The organism is Anabaena azotica FACHB-119, assembly GCF_014697625.1.
Taxonomy (GTDB): Bacteria; Cyanobacteriota; Cyanobacteriia; order Cyanobacteriales; family Nostocaceae; genus Trichormus; species Trichormus azoticus_A.
On record NZ_JACJSG010000015.1, the window covers coordinates 57,995 to 82,979 of the forward strand.

The window sequence follows — 24,985 nt, forward strand, 5'->3', positions numbered from 1 at the left end:
ATAGGAGGGAATAGGAATAGGAAATAGTCATGAAAGTCTGTCATTACCAAGATTTTATGATTAATTTATTTCCTATTTATCTCACAACTGGTATATGTCAAATATCAACATAAAAGTCTGATTAATCAGTAATTACTTTGCTTTTCAGGAGACTTGATGAAAAAGTTATTACGAATGATGTTCTTGATATTCCTAACAATAGTTCTGGTGTTAGGAACAAATGGACATGGGCAATTCGCAATGCAAAAAGTAGTGGCAGTGAGTTCCTGTAATTCTCCAGCTAACAAGATTATGGAGGAGAACTGTATGTCAGGCAATCCTGCTTCTGAGTGGGATGTGGATGGTGCTGGAAGCCCTGATATCCAAGGTTTCGCCACAGACATCAGTTATAACAAAGGGCAAACAGTCAACTTCAAAATTAAAACCACTGGCACTAATTATCGGCTGGATATTTACCGCATGGGTTACTATGGTGGCAATGGCGCACGCAAAGTAGATACTGTATCGCCTAGTACATCACAGATTGCCAATGCTCGAAATCAACCTGCTTGCAACAAAGACTCAAGCACGGCACTATATGATTGTGGTAATTGGAATGTCTCTGGGTCTTGGACTATTCCTAGTGATGCCACTTCAGGAATTTATTTTGCCAAAGCAGTATTAATCGGTGGACTAACAGGTTCTAGTCATATTGTTTTTATTGTCCGGGATGATGCTAGCACCTCTGATATTCTGTTTCAAACAGCTGATACGACTTGGCAGGCATATAACCAATACGGTGGTGCTAGCCTTTATTTTGGTGGGCCTGGCTCTCAAGGGGGCGCTTACAAAGTTAGCTACAACCGTCCCTTCAATACTCGTTCTGTGGATAATGGTCAGGATTGGCTGTTTAATGCGGAATATCCGATGGTGCGTTGGCTAGAGGCTAACGGTTATGATGTGACTTATTTTACTGGCGTTGATAGCGATCGCTATGGTGATTTAATTAAAAATCACAAAGTCTTCCTATCCGTTGCTCATGACGAGTATTGGTCTAAACAACAGCGTCAGAAAGTTGAAGCAGCCAGAGATGATGGTGTTCATCTAGCCTTCTTTAGTGGCAACGAAGTCTACTGGAAAACTCGTTGGGAAAACAGTATCGACGGCTCAGGGACACCTTATCGCACACTAGTTTGTTACAAAGAAACCCACGCTAACGCAAAAATTGATCCCTCTCCAGAGTGGACTGGTACTTGGCGCGACCCCCGTTTTAGTCCACCTGCTGATGGTGGTCGTCCTGAAAATTCCTTAACCGGCACATTATTTACAGTCAACGACGGTGCTACGACTGCTATTCAAGTGCCAGCAGAAGACGGCAAATTGCGCTTTTGGCGCAACACTAGCGTTGCTAATCTCGCCCCCGGTAGCACTGCAACACTCACTGAGCGAACTTTAGGCTATGAGTGGGATGAAGACATCGATAACGGCTTTCGACCTACTGGCTCTATTCGGATGTCAACTACAACCGTCAATAATGCTCCTGTTCTTACAGACTTCGGATCAACTTTTGGTTCTGGTACAGCTATCCACCATTTAACACTTTACAAATACAAAGGTAGTACCGGGAAAAATGCTCTAGTGTTTGGTTCTGGAACTGTACAATGGTCTTGGGGTCTAGACGGTAATCACGATCGCGGGAATACAACCCCAAATTTAAGTATGCAGCAGGCAACTGTCAACCTGTTTGCAGACATGGGTGTACAACCTGCCACACCCCAGTCGGGTATAGTTCCAGCATCCCTATCCAGTGATCTGCAAACTCCTACATCGATTATTACTTCACCAACTAATGGTGCAAACATCCAAACAAATACCTCGGTGACAATTACTGGCACAGCCAGTGATTTTGGTGGTGGTATCGTTGGTGGTGTTGAGGTATCTGTTGATAATGGCGCAACATGGCATCCGGCAAATGGTCGTGCTAACTGGAGCTATGTTTGGAAACCTACGACCACTGGAACATACACTATTAAGAGTCGAGCTATTGACGATAGTGGCAACCTGGAAACGCTAGTATCCAGTGTAACTGTTACTGTTGGCGCTCGGTGTAATACTACCAGCCCCTGTACCAGTATTTGGGATAGTAGTACAGTACCCAGCGTACTTGCAGACTCAGAAACAAGAGCAGTGGAATTGGGTTTGAAGTTCCGCTCCCAGATCAGTGGTTATATTACTGGCCTACGCTTCTACAAAAGTCCTCAAAATACAGGCACTCATGTTGGTACTTTATGGAACAGTAACGGCACACAACTAGCAAGGGCAACCTTTAGCAATGAAACAGCTTCCGGTTGGCAACAAGTTAACTTTTCCACCCCAGTAGCAATTACAGCCAATACTACCTACGTTGCTTCCTATCACACTAACGTCGGGCGTTATTCTATTGACAGTGGATATTTTGCCAATTCTGGCGTAGACAGCTACCCGCTTTATGCTTTCAGTAACAGTGAAAGCGGTGGTAATGGTGTTTATGCTTATAATGCTAACCCCACCTTCCCCAACTCTAGCTTTAACTCCAGCAACTATTGGGTAGATGTGGTATTTGCCTCTAGTCTTGGGCCAGATACAACTGCGCCGACTGTCACAGCCACAACTCCCGCAAACAATGCCACAGGAGTCAGCACCAATAGTAGTATTACCGTAGCCTTCAGTGAAGCAATTGATGCAGCTACTATTAACGGCAATACCTTTGAGTTGCGTAATGCGAATGATAATACGTTGGTAACTGCTAGCATCACCTATAACTCCAGTAACAACACTGCCGCACTAAAACCCAATACTGCTTTGGTTGGCAATACTACTTACATTGCTACAGTCAAAGGTGGTACAACTGACCCCAAGGTGAAAGACACTGCTGGTAATGCTTTAGCAGCAAACTTCAGTTGGTTGTTTACTACAGGAGTTCCCGACACCACCCCACCGACGGTAACGGCGACATCCCCCATGAGTAATGCTACAGAAGTGAGTGTAGGAAATAGCGTTATGGCTACCTTTAGCGAGGCCATAGATCCGGCAACTATTAACAGTAATACCTTTGAGTTGCGGAACTCCAATAATAGTTTGATTACAGCCACCGTCACCTATAATGCTGGCAACAACACGGCAACGCTAACACCAAGCAGTTTCCTGGCAGCTTCCACAACTTATACAGCCACCATTAAAGGCGGGGCAACCGGGGTCAAAGATTCAGCAGGTAATGCTTTAGTATCAAACTACACTTGGACTTTTACTACTGGGGCTGCATCGTTTACTATCTGGAACTCGACAGCGACTCCAGCCTTGTTAGCAGATCAGGAAACTAGTGCTGTTGAAGTGGGAGTCAAGTTCCGGTCAACTGTCGCTGGTAAGGTTACTGGCATCCGGTTTTATAAGAGTAGCCTGAATACAGGGACTCACGTCGGTACTTTATGGAGTAGCACTGGTACTCAGTTAGCTAGGGCAACTTTTATTAACGAAACGGCTTCTGGCTGGCAGCAAGTTAATTTTGCTACACCAGTTTCTATTACTGCTAACACTGTCTATGTTGTTTCTTACCACACTAATGTAGGTCGCTACTCTATAGACAAAAATTACTTTAATAACTCTGGTGTTTCTAATACTCCATTGTATGCCCTACGTAATGGAGAAAGTGGTGGTAATGGTGTTTATAGGTATAGTTCAACCCCTGCCTTCCCCAATTCTAGCTACCAGTCGAGCAATTACTGGGTTGATGTTGTGTTTACTCCGAATTAGTCTTAACACTATATATAGCTGTCTTAGCTGGTTTTAAGACTATCATGCTGTGTATGCCAGGGGACAGGCTCAAAAACCATTTAACATACATAAAGGTTTTGTGATCTACCTATGTCCTAACCTATGTGGATACGGCCATAACAAATAATCTCTTATACCAATAAAAGTATAAGAGATTATTTTTGTAGCAATTTTTCAAATACAGCAAAGTGTCAACTTAACTAACGTGAGTTCGATGAACCTCTCCCTCCCAAGCTCCCTCTCCTAAAAGGCGTTCGTGTAGCGTCTCCGTCAGGAGAGGGAGGAGAAACGAAAAAATACCTCACCCCCAACCCCTCTCCTCGAAGGGGCGAAAAGTCTGTAGCTTGCTTCTCTAACGAGACGCTACGCGAACCCGTAGGGTGCGCCGGCTTCCGGCGTTCAGAACTTTTCAAGAGAGAGGGTTTGGGGGAGAGGTTAAAACAAAGCTTGTCGAACTCACGTTAACTAGGACTTACGTATGAAAACGAAAAATTAAGGGTTTTGGCAAGGGTATAGGGGTGTAGTGGAGCCAGTTGCGTGAGTGCAGTCACACTTGCGTAGCCAAGCGACGGGTGAACTGCTGTTCGCCCTTGGCGTGCCGTTGGCGCAGCCTCTGTCTACGACACGCTCCGCGTTCGCGTAAGCGTCTCGTAGAGAACGTAGAGAAGGCATACCCGAAGGGGTTTCCCGACTTGAGCTTGCTTGGCTGGTGTAAAAGCTCTAAACCTACACCCTTACACCCTGCCTCAATAGATAACCTCGGTGCGTAAGTCCTATTAACGTGAAATGGGTGGTTAGAAATCGTATCTACTTTAGACTATACGCCTACACCCTTATGCAAATCCTTGATTCTTCGTTTTTATGCGTAACAGGACTTACGCAACTGGCACTTGGGGTAGGGTACGTCAGATGTGAAAAATCCTTGAATGTGTCGAAATTATTGGGGCTGACGCACCCTACAGTTAATTTGATTATGACACTTGCGTAAGTCCCACGTAATACCAATTTTCTGTGAAGATGCACCAAATAAATAATGTAGAGATTGGCAGGCCAATCTTTACAGTGCAGAATAAAGTGCAGCTTCGTCAAGAAATGGTATAATTTACACCTGATGTGAATTAGGAAACATTGATTATCAAAACAATAGCCTATGCAAGGAGTAGCTACAGCTTCACCGAGATCATCGTTAAGTGTTTATGATATTTGATTAACCGGCCCCTACAAATGTCTAGTCAATTACAAGATTTTTATTCACATTAGACGTAATTTATAAAAAATTACTGCATCTAAATAATAACAAGGAGAGAATAAGGACTCACATTCAGATTGCTGTAAGTATTACCACTATCTAAAAATGAAAATTTGATACTATGATTTACAGAAAAATTATAATTAGAGTGAAGAATATACGGTATCTTAATGTTGCTCACGAATTTCTTTTATTGAATTAGATGATTAAAAAACACACTTATTCTGATAAACATCTTTGTAAATTAACTCCTTGTATTTACGATCGCATTGGGATTTTACTGTTCAAATTAATCCAATTAGAGAAGTAGCAAAATTACATTGCATTGAATAAGCTCTACTTAATTTTATGGCGTTGCAGTATACTCACTGAGTATTAATAAAATTTGTGTATGTAAATGGGGTTAAGTTTAGGTTTTTAGGGTGAGAAATTTCACTTAGTCACAAATAGATGCTTATCCTCAAGCAGAAGGTTTTACTAAATATGAACTTATTAACCAGCTAAGAACTGTATAATTACTAAAAAATTAATCTGAACAAATTAAATTTTGAAGCATGAATAGGCTTATCTGTAACCATTATCAGAGATTTGAATGAAAAATCTTAAAGTTATCAGGGTAACAAATCAGTAGAAACCGCAGATGGCAGATTTACAAAATTCATGATACCTTCTTGTGATGGTAATTGAAAATAATGAACTCATGAAGAAAACCTAACATATGTTAAAGATTTCATATGTTAGGCAATAGGTAATTATGACGAAACTCAAGTATATCAAATTTTTCCTGCTCGCAGCCATGACGCTGATTTTGAGCGTTTCTGGCGTGACTTACGCACAAACTTCTGGCACTACGACTATTCCGGTCAGTGCGGTGGCACCTTGGCCAGTTTTTCAACGTATAGATGCTCTCACTTTTTCGTCTCGCGTTGGTTTGTCAACAGTTTGGGGAGATTATTGGGAGCGTAGTGAAGAGCCAAATGATATTTCATACGTTGGGAATACCCAAGAGCTAACGAATACTGCAAATGGCAACTATGCTGTATACAACAGCATTAACTTAGGTAGTGGTGTAGAAGCGCTGATGCTCCGCATCGCCTTGGCTTCGGGGACGAACACTGTTGAAGTTCGTTTAAACTCGTCCAGTGGAACCCTTGTGGGAACTTGTACGATCAACAGTACTGGTTCTGTAACAACCTATCGTACTGTTCCTTGTCCTGTGGATAGTAACCTTGCTAAGGGAATACAAAACTTGGTGATCAGGTTTACAGGAACAAATAGCCAAATGCGCTTTAATTGGTTTGCTTTCTGGGCTAAGGACACGACGCAGAAAATTGACGATATACAGAAAAAGTCAGATAATGAGGCGATTAACAAGCCTGCACCTGTGAGCAAAATTTCTGGTACGTCGGTGCGAACAAAAAGTATGCTGCCTGCAAGTTCCGAGACATTAGCCAAGTCCTATGGGTTGTGGTCTCCCGGAAAAACTTGGGAATGTCCTAAGTGGATACACGATACCTATTGGGTGAAAGGCGAAGACGGCAAAGTATACCCCACATGGCATCCTCCTGTAGATTTCAACCCGGAAACCAATAGTTATTGTACATATGGGCATGATCATGGCGATGATCCGCGTGGCTCTGAGGCATTTTCTATCGGAGGTATGCCAGCTTTCGGCTATGTCAATGAACAACAGGCAGTTAATGATCCGGCTAATCCCAGACATGAGGATCATTTTGGTCACAAGGTCTTGGTAGCCAATAACTGGACTATGTACAATGCCAACAATAGCAGTTTAACTACCAAATGCGATGTAGTGATAAAACTGCATATGGGTACACATTCGCCAGATGCACTGACCAATACGGCACATGAGATACTTTTATCTGGGAAATGCGATGGACAACAAGCATTTAACTTAAAGCGATTTGCCTTGTTTGGTACACCTGGTTCGTTTAAAGAGGCAGAAGAGTCACAATGTAACTTGCCTGTGACTTCTGGTATTTTGCCAACGCCATCCAACCAGCCGACAGGAAATGTCCATAGGGCTATTCCCACTTCAGATTGTTATAGACGTGGTACTACTGCTCAACAAGTTTCTGCTGTTGCCACAAGAACAAGAGAATTTTGGCTGACTAGTTTAGTAGGGGGTGATTTTTACTTTACTATCACAAATCCCGCTCGTTTTTATGATCCTTCTTCTGCAACTAAAATCGGTAGAACAGTGGATAACTGTTACATTCAAGGTCATCCTCTCTATAACACCCTATTGTGCCAGGAAACCAGGGGTGCGGGAAGCAAGGTAAGTTGGGATGATCCTCGTTCGCCATTCCGGGGAACAGTTCAATCTAGCAGCCACTTCTCTGCTCTTAGCTTTGATAATTCTCAATCTTCTGTAGTCTACACAGATGCCTATGGAAGAAATGCTAGAACATCACCTACTCCGGGGGGGATTAACTTGAAGCAAATTGTTCCTACTCAGGGCTTTAGCTTTAAGGTAGATGGTCAGGCCAGTATCTTCGCTACTACTGACTATTCTGCATCAGGGACAAATGGTGTAAGAGCGCCTAACTAAAATAGACTTTTCAATTCTGAAAAACAGCCTGTAGTTTGATTACAGGCTGTTTTTCTATAGTGCTTTCAAGGTATAGCAGGTGACAAAAAGCTGCTTGGGATCAGGATCTTATGATTTATCTATCTCAGGACTTACGCAAGTGTCACAATTGGTGGTTGGTGCGTGACGCTACAAGTCTCATGACTACGTTCAAATATTATCGCTCCTCACACACCCTACAGAAAAAATCTGCCAGTTGCGTAAATCCTAGATCTTTAATGTCGTTAATCTAGACAAGTGGGATGAAACAAGAATCTCCCTTCACAGGCACAGCCTTGAAGGTGAGAGTGTCAAGTGCTAACTCTGGCTAGGGCGATAACTTCTCAGTTTCAATTAAACGAGTAGCTAGTAGCATCTCTGCCAATACTCGTTGGAAAGCATAGTACCAACCTTGCCAACCATCAAGGATACCACCTTTGAGTATTAAGCAATAGAACAGTATGATCAAAGGAGCGACAATTTTTTGTTTACGGATGCGATCGCCCCAACTCAATTCATGTGTTGGAGTTGTCAATAATTTCTCTGTTTCAATAATCATGTAACGATCCTGGGCTGCTAGCCATCGACTGAGAGATTTGCGATCGTCATGATGGATATAGCCTGAAAGCATGGTAGATTTCCCCTCTACCACAACTCTATGGGCATGACCATCATCTTGATATACTGCTTGTTCTTTTTTGTAAAGGGCTTTACGGGGTGGTAGCAAAGTCCCGCGCAGGGGTTTGCCAAATACACAATACTTGAATCTGATACTGTAACTATTTACATCTGAATTAGCTGGGATTGCTTGAATTTCCGCAATTAACTCATCAGTCAATATATAATCAGCATCTAGTGAAAGTACCCAAGACGAGGTAATTTTTGTTAAACCGTAATTGCATTGACTCGCAAAGGAATCAAACTTTCTTGAAAATATTTGTACCTGGGGATAGGAAGATAAAATATCTAGAGTTGCATCATTGCTATAGCTGTCAATAACTACAATTGTGTTTGCCCAATCCAGTTTTTTGAGGGTACGAGCAATATTTGGGGCTTCATTATATGTGAGGATTAATGGAGTGATTTCTTCTAGCATAAAATGTGAGATTTTGTCATTGATAAAATCTTAATTTATCAGCTGCATATATATGTGGCTGAGATGTTCAGCAATGCGAGTCCAAGTATAATTTTTAACAATTAGTTTGCGGGCGCGATCGCCCATATCTTTAGCTGCTTGAGGATGGCTAAAATAATCATCAAGTGCAGATGCAATATCTAAAACTTCTAGTTGGGGAACGTAACCCAGTTGGTGTTGTTGCACTAAAGAAGCTAAAGCTACACCAGGAGTAACAAGGACAGGCACACCCACCGCCAAAGCCTCTAGAACAGCGATGCCAAAATTTTCCGAGTGGGATGTGAGGACAAATAAATCAGCACCTTGCATAAAGATGTTTTTGGTTTCTCCTTCCACAAATCCCACAAAACGGGTGCGTTCTCGCATACCATTTGCTATCAAAAGAGATTCAACTTCTGCTTCGTATTCTGGTGAACCACTGCCTGCTAAAATAAAGGTGAAACGATGATTAAGAAGTTTCCCCAAGGCAGGAATAATATAGTCTAAACCTTTCTTGGGATGCAGACGGGACAAAAATAAAATTACTGGTTCATCGTCCGCAAGATTTAGCTGTTTGCGGAGCCGATGACGAGCATTGCTGATAAGATCAGGAATAGCAAGTCCGTGGGGTAGAACAAAGCTAGGGGCATCAAAACCTAAAAGGGAAACTTCTTGTTGTTCTTGCTCAGAAGTCAGGTGAATAGCTAGACTTTGATTAATATTTGCTCGTTCGATTAAATCCAGATAAACCTGTTTCTTGCGGGGACTTTGCTGTAGTGACCATTTACATAGTTGTCCTAAAGGGCGGACAATGTAGGGAATGCCTTGGAGACGGGCAATTCTCATTGCCGCAGTGCAAGCATAGGAAAAAATAGCGTGAATGTGTAGCAAGTCATATTGAGCAGCATTTTTCCACAACCATAGAGTAAGTTGATGAGAAAAGGCAAATTCTCTAATGGCATGAATGGGAGGAGAGAAGCGGGGAAAAAACTGTACTGGTACTTGCTTGTATTCTATCCACTCACCCATAGGCACATCTAATAAGTGATCACCATTATCATTAGTAGTAACAATTTCGGCTTCAACACCGATATTTCGCAATGATTTAACTGTTTCTATAATTGCTTGACTGGGACCGCCTCTGACCGATGCGACTGAAGGAATGATATGAAGAACTTTCATGATAAATTAAAATTTTGACCTAACTGGGGTATGTATAACTTACTGATTTAACGTGAGTTCGATGAACCTCACCCTCCCAACCTCCCTCTCCTCGTAGGAGAGGGAGGAGAAACGAAAACCTCACCGTCTTACTCCCCTCTCCTCGTAGGAGAGGGGTTGGGGGTGAGGTCAAAACAACGCTTGTCGAACTCACGTTGATTTATTAGCAGCTATTTAGTTGGTAACTTGCTGTAACCAATAGTCGAGGATGACGAGACTCCAACGACGATACCACAGGTTAAGGTCAATGTTTTTATTCAGTTCATGAACCGGAAAATAATCACTCCACTCTTGGTCTATCCATTGCTGAAACGGAAAAGAGAATCCTCGCTTGGGACGATTTAATAAGTAGCTTGGTAACTCAGGTATTGCTTCAATTAATAATTGTTTACTTGGTGCTAAACGCATAGCACTAGGAATAGATGCAATTGTTTCCAGTAAAACTCGATCAACAAACGGGACTCGCAATTCTAATCCCCATGCCATACTCATGACATCGCTATCCCGTAGCAACTGATTACGCATATACTGACTCAGTTCCAGTAGGCTAACTTCATCTTCTACCGAAGGCGGATTTTGGGATATTGCCGTATTATTAATTATATCCTGCTGCCAACCTGAGACAGGGGTTGGCAACTGTTTGAGGTAATGCTGAGTAATTTTCCCAGCTTCTGTTTGAGAAAAAATACCTCTAAAACTACGATAAGCGGCGGCGGTTGTGGGTTTTTGTTGTAAAAAGTCTCCTAATCGTTTTTGTTTTGGTGATTTTCCCCAATGTGCTAAGGCTTTACCTAGACTATTACTGATGGGTGAAAATTTGTGGAATTGCTGCCCCCATCGCAGCATTTTTGGGATTTGTTGGAAGGCTTTATAACCTCCAAATAGTTCATCTCCTCCTAATCCAGATAGAACTACTTTCGTGCTATCATTGTGCGCGACTTGGGACACACAAAAAGTATTGAAACCATCAATACTTGGTTGGTCAATTGTTTCTATAAATTGGCTAAATAATGACTTACCCAAAGCAGATGTAATAATATGTTCTGTATGCTCAGTCTCAAATGTATGAGCAATTTTAGAAGATATTTCTCCTTCATTCCAGGCTGATTCTTCAAAAGCAATGGAATAAGTTTTGAGTACACCAGTTTGAGTTTGCCTTGCTAAAGCAACTACTGCGGAGGAGTCTATACCTCCGCTCAAAAATACACCTACTGGTACATCACTGACGAAATGATGTTTAATAGAATCAATCAGTGCGTTGCGTACTTGTTTGCGGGCTTGTTCTAAAGTGATTTGTTGAGGAGTAAAATCAACCTGCCAGTATTGTTTTTGGGTGAATGAACCTGCCTGCCAATGTAGATGGTGTCCAGCATTTAAACAGTGAACTCCTTCAATTAAAGTATGGGGTTCTGGAACTGAACCAGTAACAAGATAACCATATAATCCCTGCATACTTAAATTTACAGCAGGTAAGCGGGAGGCTAGAATAGCTCTGAGTTCAGAGGCAAAGATGAATGTGGAACCAGATTGCCAGTAATATAGGGGTTTTATACCCAGAGGATCGCGGGCTAAAAAACAAGTTTTTTCAACATCGTCCCAAATAGCAAAGGCAAACATCCCCCGGAGATACTGAACACATACAGTACCCAATCGTTGGTACAATTTTAAAATAACTTCTGTGTCTGTTTGGGAATTAAATTTTTCACCTTGATTAATTAGATCCCGTCGCAGTTGTTGAAAGTTATAGATTTCACCATTGAAAGTAATCCAGTAACGTCCATCAGGGGTAGACATGGGCTGATGTCCAGCACTACTAAGGTCGAGAATGGACAGACGAGTATGGGCTAAAGCGGCTTGCCGTTCTGGGGCAATAAAAATACCTGCATCATCAGGGCCACGATGTCGCAAAGCAATTTGCATTCGCTGAATCGTCGGTTCTAATTGTTCCTGATATTGATTTTTTGTCAGAATGCCAGCGATTCCACACATATTTTTAAGTTAGATTTATTATGGAAATTTTGAATTAAGGAATTATACAATATTAATTTATTGAGGAAGGAAAGTAAGGAGGTGAATGAGTGATTTTTAGAGGGTTGGAAAATGTCTGGCGAGAGTGGATTGAAACTGCTTAAATCCAAAGGTATCGATGGCTAAATTCCTGAGTTCATCTGGTTGATAAATTAAGGAATTAGGATATTGTTTGAGCAAAATTTTAGTTAGTGTTTGGGCGATCGCTTCAACATCGTCAGGATTGACAAGCGCCCCTAATTTACCATGACACAGAGCATCTATAGCACCGTCTTGATTACCTGCTAAAACAGCTTTACCACAGGCTAATGCTTCTAAATAAACAATTCCAAAGCCTTCCCCTTTACTGGGCATGGCGAAAACATCGCAGAGATTGTAGTAATCACATAGTTGTTCATCAGGCACAAACCCGGCTAAGGTGACACAATCTTGTAGTTGTAGCTGGGCTATTAGCTGCTCAATTCTGGGTCTATCACTACCTTCACCAACAATTACATAATGAATATCGCCCAGCAACTGACGAATTTGGGGAATTGCTTTTAAAACTCGGTCATAACCCTTGTATTGCTCACCAGCAGATAATCTGCCCACAGTCAAGATAATTGGTTGTGTTGGTTTGAGGTTGTGTTTTGCTAATAAATATGGTGGTTTAGGGGCAGGTTGAAAACGATGGGCATCAAAGGTGTTGGGTAGAAGAGTGACTTTTTTGGGGTCGAGGTTTTGTTCTTTGAGTAGGCGATCGCTTGTGTAACTACTAACCGCTAAAATTAAATCAGCTTCCATCAAAGCAGTCTTTACCGCCTTATTTTTGATATTCCATGCTTCTATCCCATGAGCCACTACCCAGTAAGGTACACCCAACAAACGCTTAAGTATTAAGCAAGCCACCGCAAAATTTAAGTGAGTTGCTAGCACTAAATCAGGTTTTTTGATCAGACCATGCCCAATAAGTTGGGCTGCAAACAAGGGTGTACGGAATTTGAGTGGTGAACCACCAGCAAAGTGAAATCGCGTTTGGGGTAAGTAGTTAATGCTAGGCAAAGTTTCAACTTCATGTTTGATAAAGACTTCGTAGCGACTCTCAGGATATAGGTTTTGTAAAGCTTGAAACAAAAAAGCTGAGTATGTTTGAATGCCACCATTAAAACTAAACAGATGAGGCAACCAGAGATGTATATTCATGGATTTATTGTAATTTACGTCTAATGTGAATTAAAATCTTGTAATTGGATAGACATTTGTAGGGGCGGGTTAATCAAATATCATCAACAATTAGCGATGATCCCGGTGAACCCGCCCCTACCGAGTCTCATGAGCTACCCGCATAGGCTATTGTTTGGATAATAAAGGTTTTTCTAATTCACATCAGGCGTAGTTTGGTATATTCGAGTGCTTGAATGAGTCCCTGAGTTGCCTGAGCATAAGTGTAATTGGCTACTATATTACGGCTATTTTCTCCCCATTTTTGTAAACGTTGCCGATTTGCTAATGCTTCCTTGAGGCTATGCGCTAAGGCAGATACATCACCAGCCGGAAAAACTAAACCATTTTCATAATTGTGAACTAAGTCTTGAGAACAACCTACATGATTACTCACAATTACAGGACGACTCAAACACATTGCTTCATTAATAGCTAGTCCCCAAGTTTCTCCACTACCGTAGCTAGGTAAAACAAATAAATCAGCCGCCGCATAGGTACGAGGCATAAATGTTTGATTTTGAAAAGGGGCAAAGTAAATATGAGATTTTCCTGCTGCTGCGGTTTTCAATTCTGCTTCTAAAGGCCCAGCACCGACAAATAATAAAGATACTTGGGGAATATTTATTGATAAGAAAGCTTGGAGCAAATCCAAAGGACGTTTTTTCTCTTCCAGCTTACCCGCAAATAGAATTACTGCATGATCTGCGGGTATACCCAATTCTTGTTTCCATGCTTGTGCTTGCTGATTAACTACATCAGTTTGAGCTAAAAAGCGATGATTATCTACTGCATGGGGAGAAAAAAATAATTTTTCTTCGGCAACTCGATGATAACGGAAATAATTATAATTGGCTTTACCTACATAAAGGCAAGCAGCAAATCGGCGATAAATTTGTGTAATAAATTCCCGCTTGAGCAAAGCTTTGATATTATGAGATATCAAGAGTCTATGGGAATCACCGCGAAATAACAAGGGAGGTAAATCTTGAGAACCACTCCACAATAAGCGATAAATACTAGCATAGTTATAAATCATTAACAATACCGCTTCGGGGTGGAATTTCTTGATTTGTGAACTTAAAGATGGATTTTGTAAACCCCAAAAATGATCAGTACCAGGACGAGAACTGATGTTAGGGACAAATTCATAATCGTATCCGCTTAATAATGGGATATCCCATTGAATTTCTTGCTGAAAACCAGAATCTATTCGCTTGGTGACACCGAAATCCCATAAATAAAAAACTTTCACAGCTAAACCTGCTGTGTTAGACAAATAATTAAACCAAGGAGAATAATATTGAATGGGATGGGAAACAACAATTGCCAATTTTTTCATGCTCTGGCTGCACTCGTATTTTATCAAGGATAAACTGGAAATCGTTGTGTCTTTTGATTATTCATCAAGACTACTACAATTCCCATCAATACCATACTAGATTGAAATAAACTAGCAACATAAACTCCAGCACTAAATTCTGACTGAAAACAAAAGGCGAGTAATAACACAGCAAATAGTGATTGGGCTGAAAGAATTGGTGCATTCATCGACCAGCGAGTGATTTTTCCATACCAAATTCCCAAAATCATCCCCAGCCCAGCCGAGCCGAAAATGCCAAAGTTTGCGTAAGATTCAGCTAATAAACCCCAACCAATAGTTGTGGTTAAAGTATCTTTATATGTTTGTAATTTATAATGAATGCTTAAAATATATGTGCCTTCATGACTGCGGATTTTATTGGCGTTTAAGAACCGAGGAACTAAGAGTTCCGGGATGATAGCGTAAGTTGCACCGTTTAAATAAGGGATTGTATCTGGACTTTTCTTTTGAGCTAACAGCAGCATTTGAATTAAACTGGAACGTTCGGCAAAAGATTCTCTTTCTTCTGATTTAGATGTGGAGTCATCATCTTTTTTTCGCATATTCTCGAAGCTATAACCGAGCCATTCTCTAAACCATTCAGGATACTGCCAAGGTTGAACATAGGCTGGTTTGTTGGGGTTAAACCAATATTTACTACGCATCTCATGTTTACCTTGGTGTAAAACAGACAAGCAGGTAGCAACAATTAAAATAGATATAATAGGAATTTTATTACGACCAATAATAAAGGCGGCTGTAGATACCATAAAGGTAGAAGCCGCACCTACAACTAATAAACCAACTGCGTCAGTTACCATGTAGGTAATTAGCAAGATTAAAAATAATTTTGCTTGAGATTTTGATAAGGCGCGACTACCTAATTGATAACTCAGCACGAAACTAGCTAGAACAGTCAGCCCTAAAACACCACCACGAACGATGGCAAAAATCCCGCTATTTAGCAATAACCAGCCTCCATTGTTAGATAAATTAAATATGATGGCTACAGCCATAATAAACAGGAAAAATTTATTGCCCTTTTTCCCATTTAATGCGCGATAGTGTTTAGGTAACTTTGGGGGAGATTTGACTAATGGCAACCAAAATAAAGTTCCTATGCCTAAAAATATTGCTACAGTTAGACTAGCAAATAAATGACTCTCTGGAGAATAAGTTAGCACTGTGGGATGATGTGCTACTAAAGGTAAGCCATGAGTCCAAGTGTATGTGAGAGCAAATAAAGGAAAAATAGGCATCCCCAATGCTCGACCAGAACACCAAAAGTAACTGGGCAAAAGTGCAGCTATAGTAATGATAATTGCCGATGATTTTGACAGTAATGAGTTAGTTTCTGCACAAAATTCAAATAGCAATAAACCTGAAGCAAGCAACCAAAATATTTTTAGCAGCTGTCGCCGTTGATGTCTTTCGACGACTGGTAGCAAGGCTAATGAATAATAATTGCTGGGGTGGGACTCATTCATGGCGATTTACTTTGTCCATGACTTGTAAGACATTGATCAAAAATTTGGCATTGCTTTCTGGTCATTTCTTTTGCTGTATAAGGTTTGAATGCTGACCAGTTGGTTTCCGGTATATACCCGTTCGGTAGGGAAAGCAATTTGTGAACGGCTGTAGTTACCTGAGTTAGTAAGTTTTCTGGCTGACTATGGGAATTAAAAGTGATATATTCGCCGGCTTGACATTGTTTGAGAATATCTATTACAGAACTTTGATGATGGAAAATTGCCAGTATGGGCTTACGGGCTAAAATACAAGGATAAAGTTTAGAAGCGGTGTATGTAGAGTCATTAGAACCAATTAGTAAGATGGCATCGCTATCGGTGAGGACTTTGAGGGCTTCAAAGTAAGGAATACGCTCAGGATGTTCGCTGACTAAATCTGCAATACCAAGTTCTTGGGCTATTGGTTCTACAGTTTTGAGTGCGAGTTCCTTTGGTGCATAACTAGTACCAATAAAGTGTAAGCGAACGGACTCCCATACTTGAGGATTTTGACGGCGATCGCACTGTATACTCAAAAATAAAGCTCGTAAAGCTAGTGCCATATCATCACCGCCTCTACCTACGTAAACCCAATGACGTTTACCATCATGAGGATTAAATATTTTCTGTTGCACCTCAATTGCAGGGAGTGATGCAAAATCTTGTTCTGGCGCACCAAAGGGTAAAACAGTAAACTGTTCTGGGCGTAACTGAGGATATCGCTGTTGTAGAATTTGGGGATAGGCAGGTGAAACACTAATTACATGACTAACTGAACTTAATGTAATAGGTTCTAGTAGTTTAGCTTGTAGTTGCGAAAACTCATACTTTAAACGCCCACCTGGAGGTCTTCCTGCATTGGGTTTTTCGTAGTAATCACTCAGCCAGGGGTCTTGAAAGTCTAACACATAAGGAATACCAAAACGACGTTGCCAAATTGGGCCTAGTGCCATTGAGTTAAATATAGTGGTAGAAAAATATAATAAATCAAATTTCTGCTGTTGTAAAAGGCGATTACCTGCTTGCAGCAAGTAAGGAAAAGAACGCAGACCCAAGCTACCTAAACCAAATTTTCGAGTCTGTTGGATGGGTAATGCTCCTGTACTTGTAACTGGGATCTCCTGGGGTACTGTTTTCTCTAAAAGAGGGTCGTTAATTCCCTCAACGCTATCTGGACGCACTGTTAAAATATGGGCTTCCCATCCAAACTGTGCCAAATAAGGTAAGGACATTCTTACCCGTTGGTGATCTGGCGCATTAATGGGTGGAAAGTGTGGGCTGATAATTAAGACGCGATTAACCAAGGTTTATACCAATTCAAGATTCAAAGTTACTATCAAGAAATACAGGTTACAGGTGACAGGTGACAGGTGACAGAAACAAGAAAATAGGGAATAGTGACAGCAGTTTCGATATTCGTGAAATAGTGGAAAATAATTTTTCAGGATTTTTCCTAGTAGAAATAGCCAGCTTGTAGGCAAAAAAATGAATTGTATTTAGGTTAATTTTTGGCAAATGTTAAAGATTCAGAAGATAACAAACTCAAGTACATTTGCTCGTATTTATTGACAACTACATCAGCGCAAAAGCACTGCTCAATACGTTGACGGCAATTATAACGATTAATTTGAGATATTTTTTCAATTGCAGTACAGGTTTCTTGAAGATTATTTACTAAATAACCATCTATACCTTGACGGACAATTTCCGGTAAAGCTCCGCGTGGACAGGAAATTACAGGTGTACCACAAGCTAAGGCTTCAGCAAAGACAATTCCAAAGGGTTCATCCCATTGAATAGGTACAATCATTGCTAATGCTTGACCAAGCAATTCATTTTTCTGAATATCGTTGACTGGGCCAATATATTCAATTCCATCTTTCCCCAGATAGGGGGCAATTTCTTGTTGCCAATATTGTTTTCCTTCTGGTGTATTGACTTGATTACCTGCTATAATTAGCGGTTTTTTTGCTTGACGAGCTGCGGCGATCGCTTGATGCGCTCCCTTAATATATTCAACTCGACTGAGAAAAACTAGGGGAGCATCTGCTTTAACTTGTGGTTGGAATGTATATTTTTCTAGTTCTACGCAGTTGTGAATTGTTTGCCACAGTCCGCCAGCTTTCTGTCCAATACCACAGATATAATCACTACAACCAGTAAAGGTGAGAGAACCTTTAGCAAGTTTTGCACCCCAACTTGTAGTGCGTAGGCTGGGGTTGCGTTGATAAGACATGACTTTGGGGATGGGAGAACTCAACAGAGGTAATAAATAAAGGATGCGAGAAAAACTGTGGACTATATCAGGTTGAAATTGCTGCACAGCAGACCATAAAACGGCTGTATTTTTCAACACATCTAATTTATTTTGAGATTGTTTCCCCCACCAAGGAAAAAATTGACTGGCTTTGGAGGTAGATTCAGGGTGTGCAACGAGTGCTACGGTATGACCACGACTTTGCAAACCAGTGATTAATAAATCAACAATACGTTCAATCCCACCGTAGAGTTTTGGTGGTACTGGTAGTTCTGGGTCGGCTGTAAGTAAAATACGCATTTTGGGCTGGCTAATGTTGATTAAATGTAAAAATCAGGACTTACGCACCAAGGTTATCTGTTGAGACAGGGTGTAGGGGGGTAAGGGTGTAAGGGTGTAAGGGTTTTAAAGATTTACACCCCTATACCCCTATACCCCTACACCCTTGCCCAAACCCTTGATTTTTCGTTTTTATGCGTAAGTCCTAAAAATTTTCCCCAATTAACTGTGATAGTTTACCAATCTGCTGCTCCCAAGAAAGTTTTTCTTGAAAAGCTTGCAAGGAAGCTTTTTTAGCATTATGTAATTTATCAGGATGATTTAATAATTGATTAATTGCTTGAGCTAGTTCTATTGGATGATTATTTGTGATCAATTGACCAATGGCAGGATGTTGAGATAAGATTTCTCTCTGCCCATCGGTATCAGTAGCAATAACTGCTAAACCAGCTTGTATATATTGAAATAGTTTATTTGTAACTGTCAGATTTCTACTAGGAATATCACTACGTTCTAAGGCTAGACCAATATCATGTTCAGCGATACGTGATAGTAATTCACTGTTAGGAACAGTAGGGTGAATAAATAAGCGATCGCGCCATTGATCAGGTACTAATGGTTCTAACCATTGGCGGGAACTTTGGGGATAATTACCTCGTAAATGAATTTCTAAGGGAATTTGGATGTGGGGTAGAGCTGGGAATAAGATTTCTAGTCCTCTTCCAGGGCCAATAGTTTGGGAAAACCAATGCAAAGAGGGCAATTTGTGGTTTTGCCGATCGCGCTTTTGCTGGTCGATTTGCGATCGCTCAGACCAGGGAAAAACGTTATAAATTACCTTGGGTTTGGGTGCGTTGTAAGCTTTGGCTATAGCCTCAGCTAAAACATCAGAAGTAGTTAAGCAATAGCTGCATTCCTGGGCTAACCGAGCTTCGAGAATTTTTAGCTGTGTAATTGGGCGAGTGATACGTGCTTCTGGTAATAGGTCTTGTGAAAACCAATCTTCAAAATCCACACCAACTCTCAAACCCCTGTCTAAAAGTTGATTCCCTACCCAAAGCCCCGCTTCTGAGTGGACTATGGTTAAATCTGCACGGGTTTTTAGAGCAACTTGGAGCATGGCTTTGGCTCCGTAACCGAGAATTTCCGGTGAAAAAATCCCAAAACGTTGAAATTTTTCTCTAGCTAAACGTCCTTGCAAACGAATTAGCCAGTTGGGGAATTTTTGGCTTGGTTGAAAGTCAATAATGGGCGCAAATCGCCATTTTTTGTCAGCCATGAGTAGGCGATCGCGCTCTACCAATTCTGGTTCAAACCAAAAACCACGTACTGTAACATCATGGCCTGCATTTGCTAGGGCTGCTGCTTCTTTTTGGGGGCGAGGAGCCGTAGATAAATGTCCGCCTATTAAAATTAGTATTTTCGCCATTAATCGAGGATGATTTTGCTACAAAAATCAAACTTCTATAATCTTCCCTGAACTTGATGCAGAATTTCCACGTAATTTTTAGCGCATTGTTCCAAACTCAAATTCTCTAAAATATAATCACGAGGCGCGAATTGTTCACTTTCTAACTTATCTAGAAACTCTGCTAATTTAGTAGGAAATTCATTAATGTTTTGAAATTTAATTCCACAACGATGATCCCAATAAGGAACCGAACTGACAGGAGCAAACTTTGCTTTGTGAGGAAAGTAAGTTGGATCTTGCCAAAAACCGCCCCGATCCCATGCGAGAATCGGTACTCCAGCAGAGAGCGCTTGTTGATATGCGAAACCTTGTGTTTCATGTTCGCATAAAAATATCATTGCCTTGCTTCGCTTGAGGAGTAATTCATATTCTTCTTCTTTATAAAATCCATAGCGGATGTTTTCTACCCGCAAGCCCATCTTGTCTAGGCGAGATTGGATTGGTATTAATAATTCTGCTTCCAGGCTGTCATATTGCCATCTAATTTTATTATAGATAAGAATATCAATATCTTTTTGTGCTGGAGCTGCTGGCTGCCATCTATAAGTATTAATTCCTGACGGCCATACTGTTATATCCTCATGTAATAAAGTTTTATACATATCTTTCAGCCATTCGCAAGAAACAAGAAGTTTCTGAATAGGAGCTTTCTGAAAAAGCAGAGGTTCATCACTAGGATGAGAGTAAACGGCTGGGCCAAATATTATGGGATTATGCCATTTAATTTTATATAGGACATGAGGCTTACCAATAATACAAGCAACTTCTTCTGGATGCTTTTTCATGTAACTATATTTATTGACTTGGTAAGGTATACCAAGGCGGTCTAATCCTAAGCAAAGATTGATAAAATAAATCATCATCCCACCAGGCTGAGGTTTACCTCGGATCAGACGACGAATTACTCGACGGGGATAGCGATCAAGTGGTAGCCAGCGATCGCTTTCTGGTTCTTCATAAAACAAATTAATTGGTTTTATCTGCATTTTTTTACCTTATTTGCAATCATGTATAGTCACAGCCAAGACAGTTAGGACATTAAGAAAGGAGAAAACTTAGACAACAAAAAACTTTTAACTCTGTCATCTGCTATATTTACCGAAAAACTGGGTTTAAAGCCCCGCCCTTCTAGGGCGGCTTTTGTGGTAGTATAACTAATAGCGGTAAAGCGCACAAATAAAAGACGAAGTAGGTCAAGCGGACTGCTCCTGATCCGGAAAGACAGGTAGTATAAATCCGCGCATCTTGTACCGCCACTTGCTTTATGCCGGGAAACCCGTCCAACGCAGTGGCTGACAAATGTGGGAGTAAACGCAGAAATTAAAAACCTTTTCAAACGCGGTCGGGCAGTCCGTGTAAGCTTGTGGACGTATCCAAACGGAGAAAGTTGAATACTAGTATTCAGATTTCTAGAGAGGACGGATGAAGCAAGAATCCTCCCTCCGGGACGCTAACGCGAACGTCTCTTTAGAGCGAGGAGTGTCAATACCTTACTTTTCACGGGCTGGAAAACAGCACTTTCATTTCTCTCCCCTGCAAGGAGAGAGGCTTTAATTCCTCCCCCTTCCCTTGTAGGGAAGGGGGCTGGGGGGTTAGGTCTGGCGGTGCGCTTTTCCACATAACGTGAAAAGTCAGATTTACTACCGCCGCACTTTACTAGCTACTTTTTGTAACCGCTTTGCTGATTTCCACCCTAAAGTATTTGCTACCATGTGAAAAACAACACCACCCTCTGGCTGCAAATTTGCCCCGCCAAGAGATTGAACTTTGGCTTCTGCTTGTTTAACTAAATCAGGTGCATCAGGGTATGTGGAATAAATAAACCGTTGGAAAGCTGTAGCACAAGCATGACGGGTGCGTGGGCTATTTTCTGTTGACAACAGATTGTTTGTACCCAATTCCAAAGAACGAAATGCTGATTCTAAACTAATTCTGGAACGGGCGCTGCTTAAGTTATTAGGTAAGCCTGATCTATAATAAGTTCTGGCTCCCCAACAAAACTTTACTCCTTTACTAGCCAATAACACGCGACTAAAGTAGTCAAAGTCATTGATGAGAGATAAACTTTCATTCCATAAACCTGCTTTTTCGGCAATTTTCCGAGGAACTAACCATGCAGCCCCGTGCATCATTCCTCCCCCTTCCCAAGAAGTAATTAACCAATCAACGGGTGACATATCTGCCCAAACAGGTTCCGCTATAAATTGAGCTTCAGAAATGTTTTGATAAAATCTAGCCCATTCACCTGCGGCGACAAATTCTGATTCTCTTCCACCCAATAATTTAATTTGCTTTTCTATTTTGTCAGGTGCTAACAAATCATCAGCATCTAAATATTCAATAAAATCTCCTTGTGCTTCTCGCAAAGCCCGATTTTCGGCGGCGCTTTGTCCGGCATTTTCCTGACTAATGATTTTAATTTTCGATGAGGCAAAACTTTTAGCTACTGCTAATGAGTTATCTTTTGAGCCATCATCTACTAAGATGACTTCTATATTATCCCAAGTTTGTTGTAAGACAGATTCTAAGGTTTCTGCTAACCAAGCTTCGGCATTGTAGCAGGGCATGAGTATCGAAACTAAGGGTTTCATGAATTTGATTATGGTTTAAATAAATAGAATTACTATCCAAAAATTAAGTTGTGGTTTGCTGACGTAACTGTGGTTTGAGTAGTCTGATTAACCACTCTCTAAGACGAATGGCAAAATAAGGATTATAATTACATATAAAGCGAAATATAACACTTAAATTGTTGGGAGATTTACTGTAAACAGCAGTAGCTAAATGCAAACAGTTATCAGCATTTTCCCAATCTAAATAAGCAGCAGAAACTCCAGCGATCGCCCACAGCCTCTGAGCAATTTCCTGTGCATATCTTCCTGAAAGGGAAGCCGCTACTTTCCGCATCACATGATATTGCGCTTTTGCACATTTAATCTGATTGGCAGAGGACATGGAATTGGGGCGATAATAGTTGATAATTGTTATGGTTGGTTCAGCAGCAAATTTTAAACCTGCGATCGCCAGCCGACAATGGAATGCTACATCTTCGTTGTAAAGCACTAATGGATCAGTGTCATAACCACCAGCTTGTAGATAAGCTGAACGACGATACAAGCCGCAAAAAGGGTTAATTTGCTCTCGAATTGCGTAGGCGATCGCATCACGTCGTAATTCAGCATCATCAAAATAGCGAATACTAATTAATTCCCCAGTATCATCATGTCGCCATTCATAATTGAATAAAACAACATCTGGAGCGTTATCCAAAACCATCCATTTGTAAGCTTGCTCTACAAAATTTGGATATAAAGCATCATCTGCATCATGAAAATGAATCCACTCACAAGTTGTTTGCTCTGCTAAGGCATTTTTCCCATGAGAACAGCCACGATTTATCTCACCTCTAATTACCTTGGCTCCAAACTCTACAGCGATTTTTCCTGTGTCATCTGTGCTACAATCGTCGTAAACCAATATCTCATCAAATGGTATTGTTTGAGCCAAAGCAGACTGAAGTAATCTTGGTAAATAAGCCGCCGCATTGTATGCAGGAATACACAGGGCTAAAGAAGGATGACTCATAGCGATCGTTTCCCAAATTTTTTCAGACTACGTTCTAGTAAATAGTTTGCTAACTCTCGTAAGGGTAAGCGGTCTAAAAACCCTAAAGGTTTGTCTAAAGGTTTTTGAGGAGAAACAGCATCAATTAACCAAGAGTTAGGAGCAATTGAATATCTGCCATGATTAACCAGTTTTTCATAAACCTCAAGTCTTTTTTGAGCAATAAATTGAGGATTAAGGCGAGTTTTTATAGTCTCTTGAGCAACTTTGCCAACTTCTTCTCGCTTTGCTTGACTCCAACTTAGTAAAGTATCCAAACTATTTGCTAAACTTTGGGCATGGCCTGCTAAAAAAGTTAGCCCATTAACTTCATTTGTAATTAAATCTGCTGCTCCAGCACCTTGAGAACACAATACAACTTTTCCTTGAGCCATTCCTTCTACACAGGTGTAGTTAAACACATCCCAAATAGAAGGTACAAGTATGAAGTTTGCCTTTGCTTGCAGTTGGCAAGTTTCTTCTGGTGAAAAAGTGCCAAGTGGCTGTACCTTATTTCCCCAAATATCAGGATAAGTCTGCTTAAGATAACCAGCCATCGAAGTGTTGAAATCACGATAAGTTGTATCACGACCAACCCATTCTATTATTGGTGCTTTTTCTCCTAACAATTGCAAAGCTTCACAAAGAATTGTTGTACCTTTCCAGTATTGAACCCGTCCTACGACTAAACCATGAGAGGATTTTTCTGATGCTTGAATATCAGATATAAACGGCATAGCCGGAGGAATATTGTTAACATCTCTCCCAGTCAGTTTTTTCCAAGCTTGAGCATTAGAATGGCTGTAGGTCTGTAACTCATCTGCAACTGAGAGCAGAGTTAATTCTAATAAGCGAACTAAATTACCTTGCAGTTGACTATCAACTTGGGGGTCGTGAAAATCTATTTGACCAATGCTGGCGTGCAGTTGCACAACCGTAGGAGGACTTTCCGGTGAGATCATCCAAGGTGCAAACAGCATACCCCAATCTGTTGTTTCTACCAAGTCGTAACCTCGACCTCCATTTACCTGTTCCCAAGCAGTCCAAGCTGCTGCTAGGTGACGTTGAAATTCGGGAATGGCTTGGTAGCGGTTAAATTTCGCTAGGTTAGAAGCAACTACATTAGAGTCTAAGAACTCAACAGTCACACCATCTAATTCATAACTTGGTTGCTTACTAGTAAACGCACTACCAACCAAAACATGAATCTGATGCCCTTGTTTAGATAGTTCTGGTAAAATGTGACGATAAAAAGTAGATATTCCTCCTGCTGAATATGGTGGATATTCGGGAATTATAAATAATAATCTCAT

General features: G+C 40.9%; 16 protein-coding genes. 2 read left to right on the forward strand and 14 right to left on the reverse strand.

Annotation, left to right across the window (positions count from 1 at the left end; all coding sequences use genetic code 11):
* Positions 1 to 306 precede the first annotated feature (306 nt).
* Both H6G83_RS12960 and H6G83_RS12965 read left to right on the forward strand, forming a co-directional pair.
* Positions 307 to 3,768: a DUF4082 domain-containing protein gene (locus H6G83_RS12960; protein ID WP_242044579.1), complete on the forward strand. Its 3,462-nt coding sequence runs from the start codon at positions 307 to 309 to the stop codon at positions 3,766 to 3,768.
* 2,024 nt (positions 3,769 to 5,792) lie between these two features.
* Positions 5,793 to 7,610: a carbohydrate-binding protein gene (locus H6G83_RS12965; protein WP_190472432.1), complete on the forward strand. Its 1,818-nt coding sequence runs from the start codon at positions 5,793 to 5,795 to the stop codon at positions 7,608 to 7,610.
* A 346-nt stretch (positions 7,611 to 7,956) separates the two neighbouring features.
* On the opposite strand, the gene H6G83_RS12970 is transcribed toward H6G83_RS12965, so the two are convergent.
* The 14 genes from H6G83_RS12970 to H6G83_RS13035 all read right to left on the reverse strand — a co-directional run bounded on the left by H6G83_RS12970 (position 7,957) and on the right by H6G83_RS13035 (position 24,985).
* Positions 7,957 to 8,724 (reverse strand): glycosyltransferase family 2 protein, encoded by a 768-nt coding sequence (locus H6G83_RS12970; protein ID WP_190472435.1) that lies wholly within the window; start codon positions 8,722 to 8,724, stop codon positions 7,957 to 7,959.
* A gap of 30 nt (positions 8,725 to 8,754) precedes the next feature.
* Complete coding sequence (locus tag H6G83_RS12975; protein ID WP_190472437.1) at positions 8,755 to 9,924, reverse strand: glycosyltransferase; 1,170 nt, start codon at positions 9,922 to 9,924, stop codon at positions 8,755 to 8,757.
* A gap of 213 nt (positions 9,925 to 10,137) precedes the next feature.
* Positions 10,138 to 11,952 carry an asparagine synthase (glutamine-hydrolyzing) gene (gene asnB / locus H6G83_RS12980; protein ID WP_190472441.1) on the reverse strand — a complete coding sequence of 605 codons (1,815 nt, stop codon included), beginning with the start codon at positions 11,950 to 11,952 and terminating at the stop codon, positions 10,138 to 10,140.
* A 96-nt stretch (positions 11,953 to 12,048) separates the two neighbouring features.
* Positions 12,049 to 13,173: a glycosyltransferase gene (locus tag H6G83_RS12985; RefSeq protein ID WP_190472445.1), complete on the reverse strand. Its 1,125-nt coding sequence runs from the start codon at positions 13,171 to 13,173 to the stop codon at positions 12,049 to 12,051.
* Between the two features lie 178 nt (positions 13,174 to 13,351).
* On the reverse strand, positions 13,352 to 14,533 hold the full coding sequence (locus tag H6G83_RS12990) for a glycosyltransferase family 4 protein (RefSeq protein WP_190472448.1): 1,182 nt from the start codon (positions 14,531 to 14,533) through the stop codon (positions 13,352 to 13,354).
* A gap of 23 nt (positions 14,534 to 14,556) precedes the next feature.
* Positions 14,557 to 16,041 carry a hypothetical protein gene (locus H6G83_RS12995; RefSeq protein ID WP_190472451.1) on the reverse strand — a complete coding sequence of 495 codons (1,485 nt, stop codon included), beginning with the start codon at positions 16,039 to 16,041 and terminating at the stop codon, positions 14,557 to 14,559.
* Complete coding sequence (locus tag H6G83_RS13000; protein ID WP_190472456.1) at positions 16,038 to 17,366, reverse strand: glycosyltransferase; 1,329 nt, start codon at positions 17,364 to 17,366, stop codon at positions 16,038 to 16,040. Before H6G83_RS13000 ends, H6G83_RS12995 begins: the two co-directional genes overlap by 4 nt.
* A 197-nt stretch (positions 17,367 to 17,563) precedes the next feature.
* A complete protein-coding gene (locus H6G83_RS13005; RefSeq protein ID WP_190472459.1) occupies positions 17,564 to 18,619 on the reverse strand; it encodes a glycosyltransferase in 1,056 nt (351 codons plus the stop codon).
* Between the two features lie 184 nt (positions 18,620 to 18,803).
* A complete protein-coding gene (locus H6G83_RS13010) occupies positions 18,804 to 20,027 on the reverse strand; it encodes a glycosyltransferase family protein (RefSeq protein WP_190472462.1) in 1,224 nt (407 codons plus the stop codon).
* 35 nt (positions 20,028 to 20,062) lie between these two features.
* Positions 20,063 to 21,055: a glycosyltransferase family protein gene (locus H6G83_RS13015; protein WP_190472465.1), complete on the reverse strand. Its 993-nt coding sequence runs from the start codon at positions 21,053 to 21,055 to the stop codon at positions 20,063 to 20,065.
* A gap of 44 nt (positions 21,056 to 21,099) precedes the next feature.
* Entirely contained in the window at positions 21,100 to 21,405 is a 306-nt protein-coding gene (locus H6G83_RS13020) for a hypothetical protein (protein WP_190472468.1), read from the reverse strand.
* Between the two features lie 304 nt (positions 21,406 to 21,709).
* Positions 21,710 to 22,660 carry a glycosyltransferase family 2 protein gene (locus H6G83_RS13025; RefSeq protein ID WP_190472470.1) on the reverse strand — a complete coding sequence of 317 codons (951 nt, stop codon included), beginning with the start codon at positions 22,658 to 22,660 and terminating at the stop codon, positions 21,710 to 21,712.
* Positions 22,661 to 22,703: 43 nt separating this feature from the next.
* The gene (locus tag H6G83_RS13030) at positions 22,704 to 23,654 is read right to left on the reverse strand and encodes a glycosyltransferase family 2 protein (protein ID WP_190472473.1); all 951 of its coding nucleotides are present in this window, start codon (positions 23,652 to 23,654) and stop codon (positions 22,704 to 22,706) included.
* Positions 23,651 to 24,985: a glycosyltransferase family 4 protein gene (locus H6G83_RS13035; RefSeq protein WP_190472476.1), complete on the reverse strand. Its 1,335-nt coding sequence runs from the start codon at positions 24,983 to 24,985 to the stop codon at positions 23,651 to 23,653. The genes H6G83_RS13030 and H6G83_RS13035 overlap by 4 nt, the downstream gene beginning before the upstream one ends.

Coding starts and splice junctions, on each gene's coding strand:
- H6G83_RS12990 (WP_190472448.1), bottom strand. CDS start 14,533: ATGAAAAAATTGGCAATTGTTGTTTCCCATCCCATTCAATATTATTCT.
- H6G83_RS13030 (WP_190472473.1), bottom strand. CDS start 23,654: ATGAGTCATCCTTCTTTAGCCCTGTGTATTCCTGCATACAATGCGGCG.
- H6G83_RS12995 (WP_190472451.1), bottom strand. CDS start 16,041: ATGAATGAGTCCCACCCCAGCAATTATTATTCATTAGCCTTGCTACCA.
- H6G83_RS12975 (WP_190472437.1), bottom strand. CDS start 9,924: ATGAAAGTTCTTCATATCATTCCTTCAGTCGCATCGGTCAGAGGCGGT.
- H6G83_RS13035 (WP_190472476.1), bottom strand. CDS start 24,985: ATGAGATTATTATTTATAATTCCCGAATATCCACCATATTCAGCAGGA.
- H6G83_RS13010 (WP_190472462.1), bottom strand. CDS start 20,027: ATGGCGAAAATACTAATTTTAATAGGCGGACATTTATCTACGGCTCCT.
- H6G83_RS12970 (WP_190472435.1), bottom strand. CDS start 8,724: ATGCTAGAAGAAATCACTCCATTAATCCTCACATATAATGAAGCCCCA.
- H6G83_RS12960 (WP_242044579.1), top strand. CDS start 307: ATGTCAGGCAATCCTGCTTCTGAGTGGGATGTGGATGGTGCTGGAAGC.
- asnB (WP_190472441.1), bottom strand. CDS start 11,952: ATGTGTGGAATCGCTGGCATTCTGACAAAAAATCAATATCAGGAACAA.
- H6G83_RS12985 (WP_190472445.1), bottom strand. CDS start 13,173: ATGAATATACATCTCTGGTTGCCTCATCTGTTTAGTTTTAATGGTGGC.
- H6G83_RS13015 (WP_190472465.1), bottom strand. CDS start 21,055: ATGCAGATAAAACCAATTAATTTGTTTTATGAAGAACCAGAAAGCGAT.
- H6G83_RS13005 (WP_190472459.1), bottom strand. CDS start 18,619: ATGCGTATTTTACTTACAGCCGACCCAGAACTACCAGTACCACCAAAA.
- H6G83_RS13025 (WP_190472470.1), bottom strand. CDS start 22,660: ATGAAACCCTTAGTTTCGATACTCATGCCCTGCTACAATGCCGAAGCT.
- H6G83_RS12965 (WP_190472432.1), top strand. CDS start 5,793: ATGACGAAACTCAAGTATATCAAATTTTTCCTGCTCGCAGCCATGACG.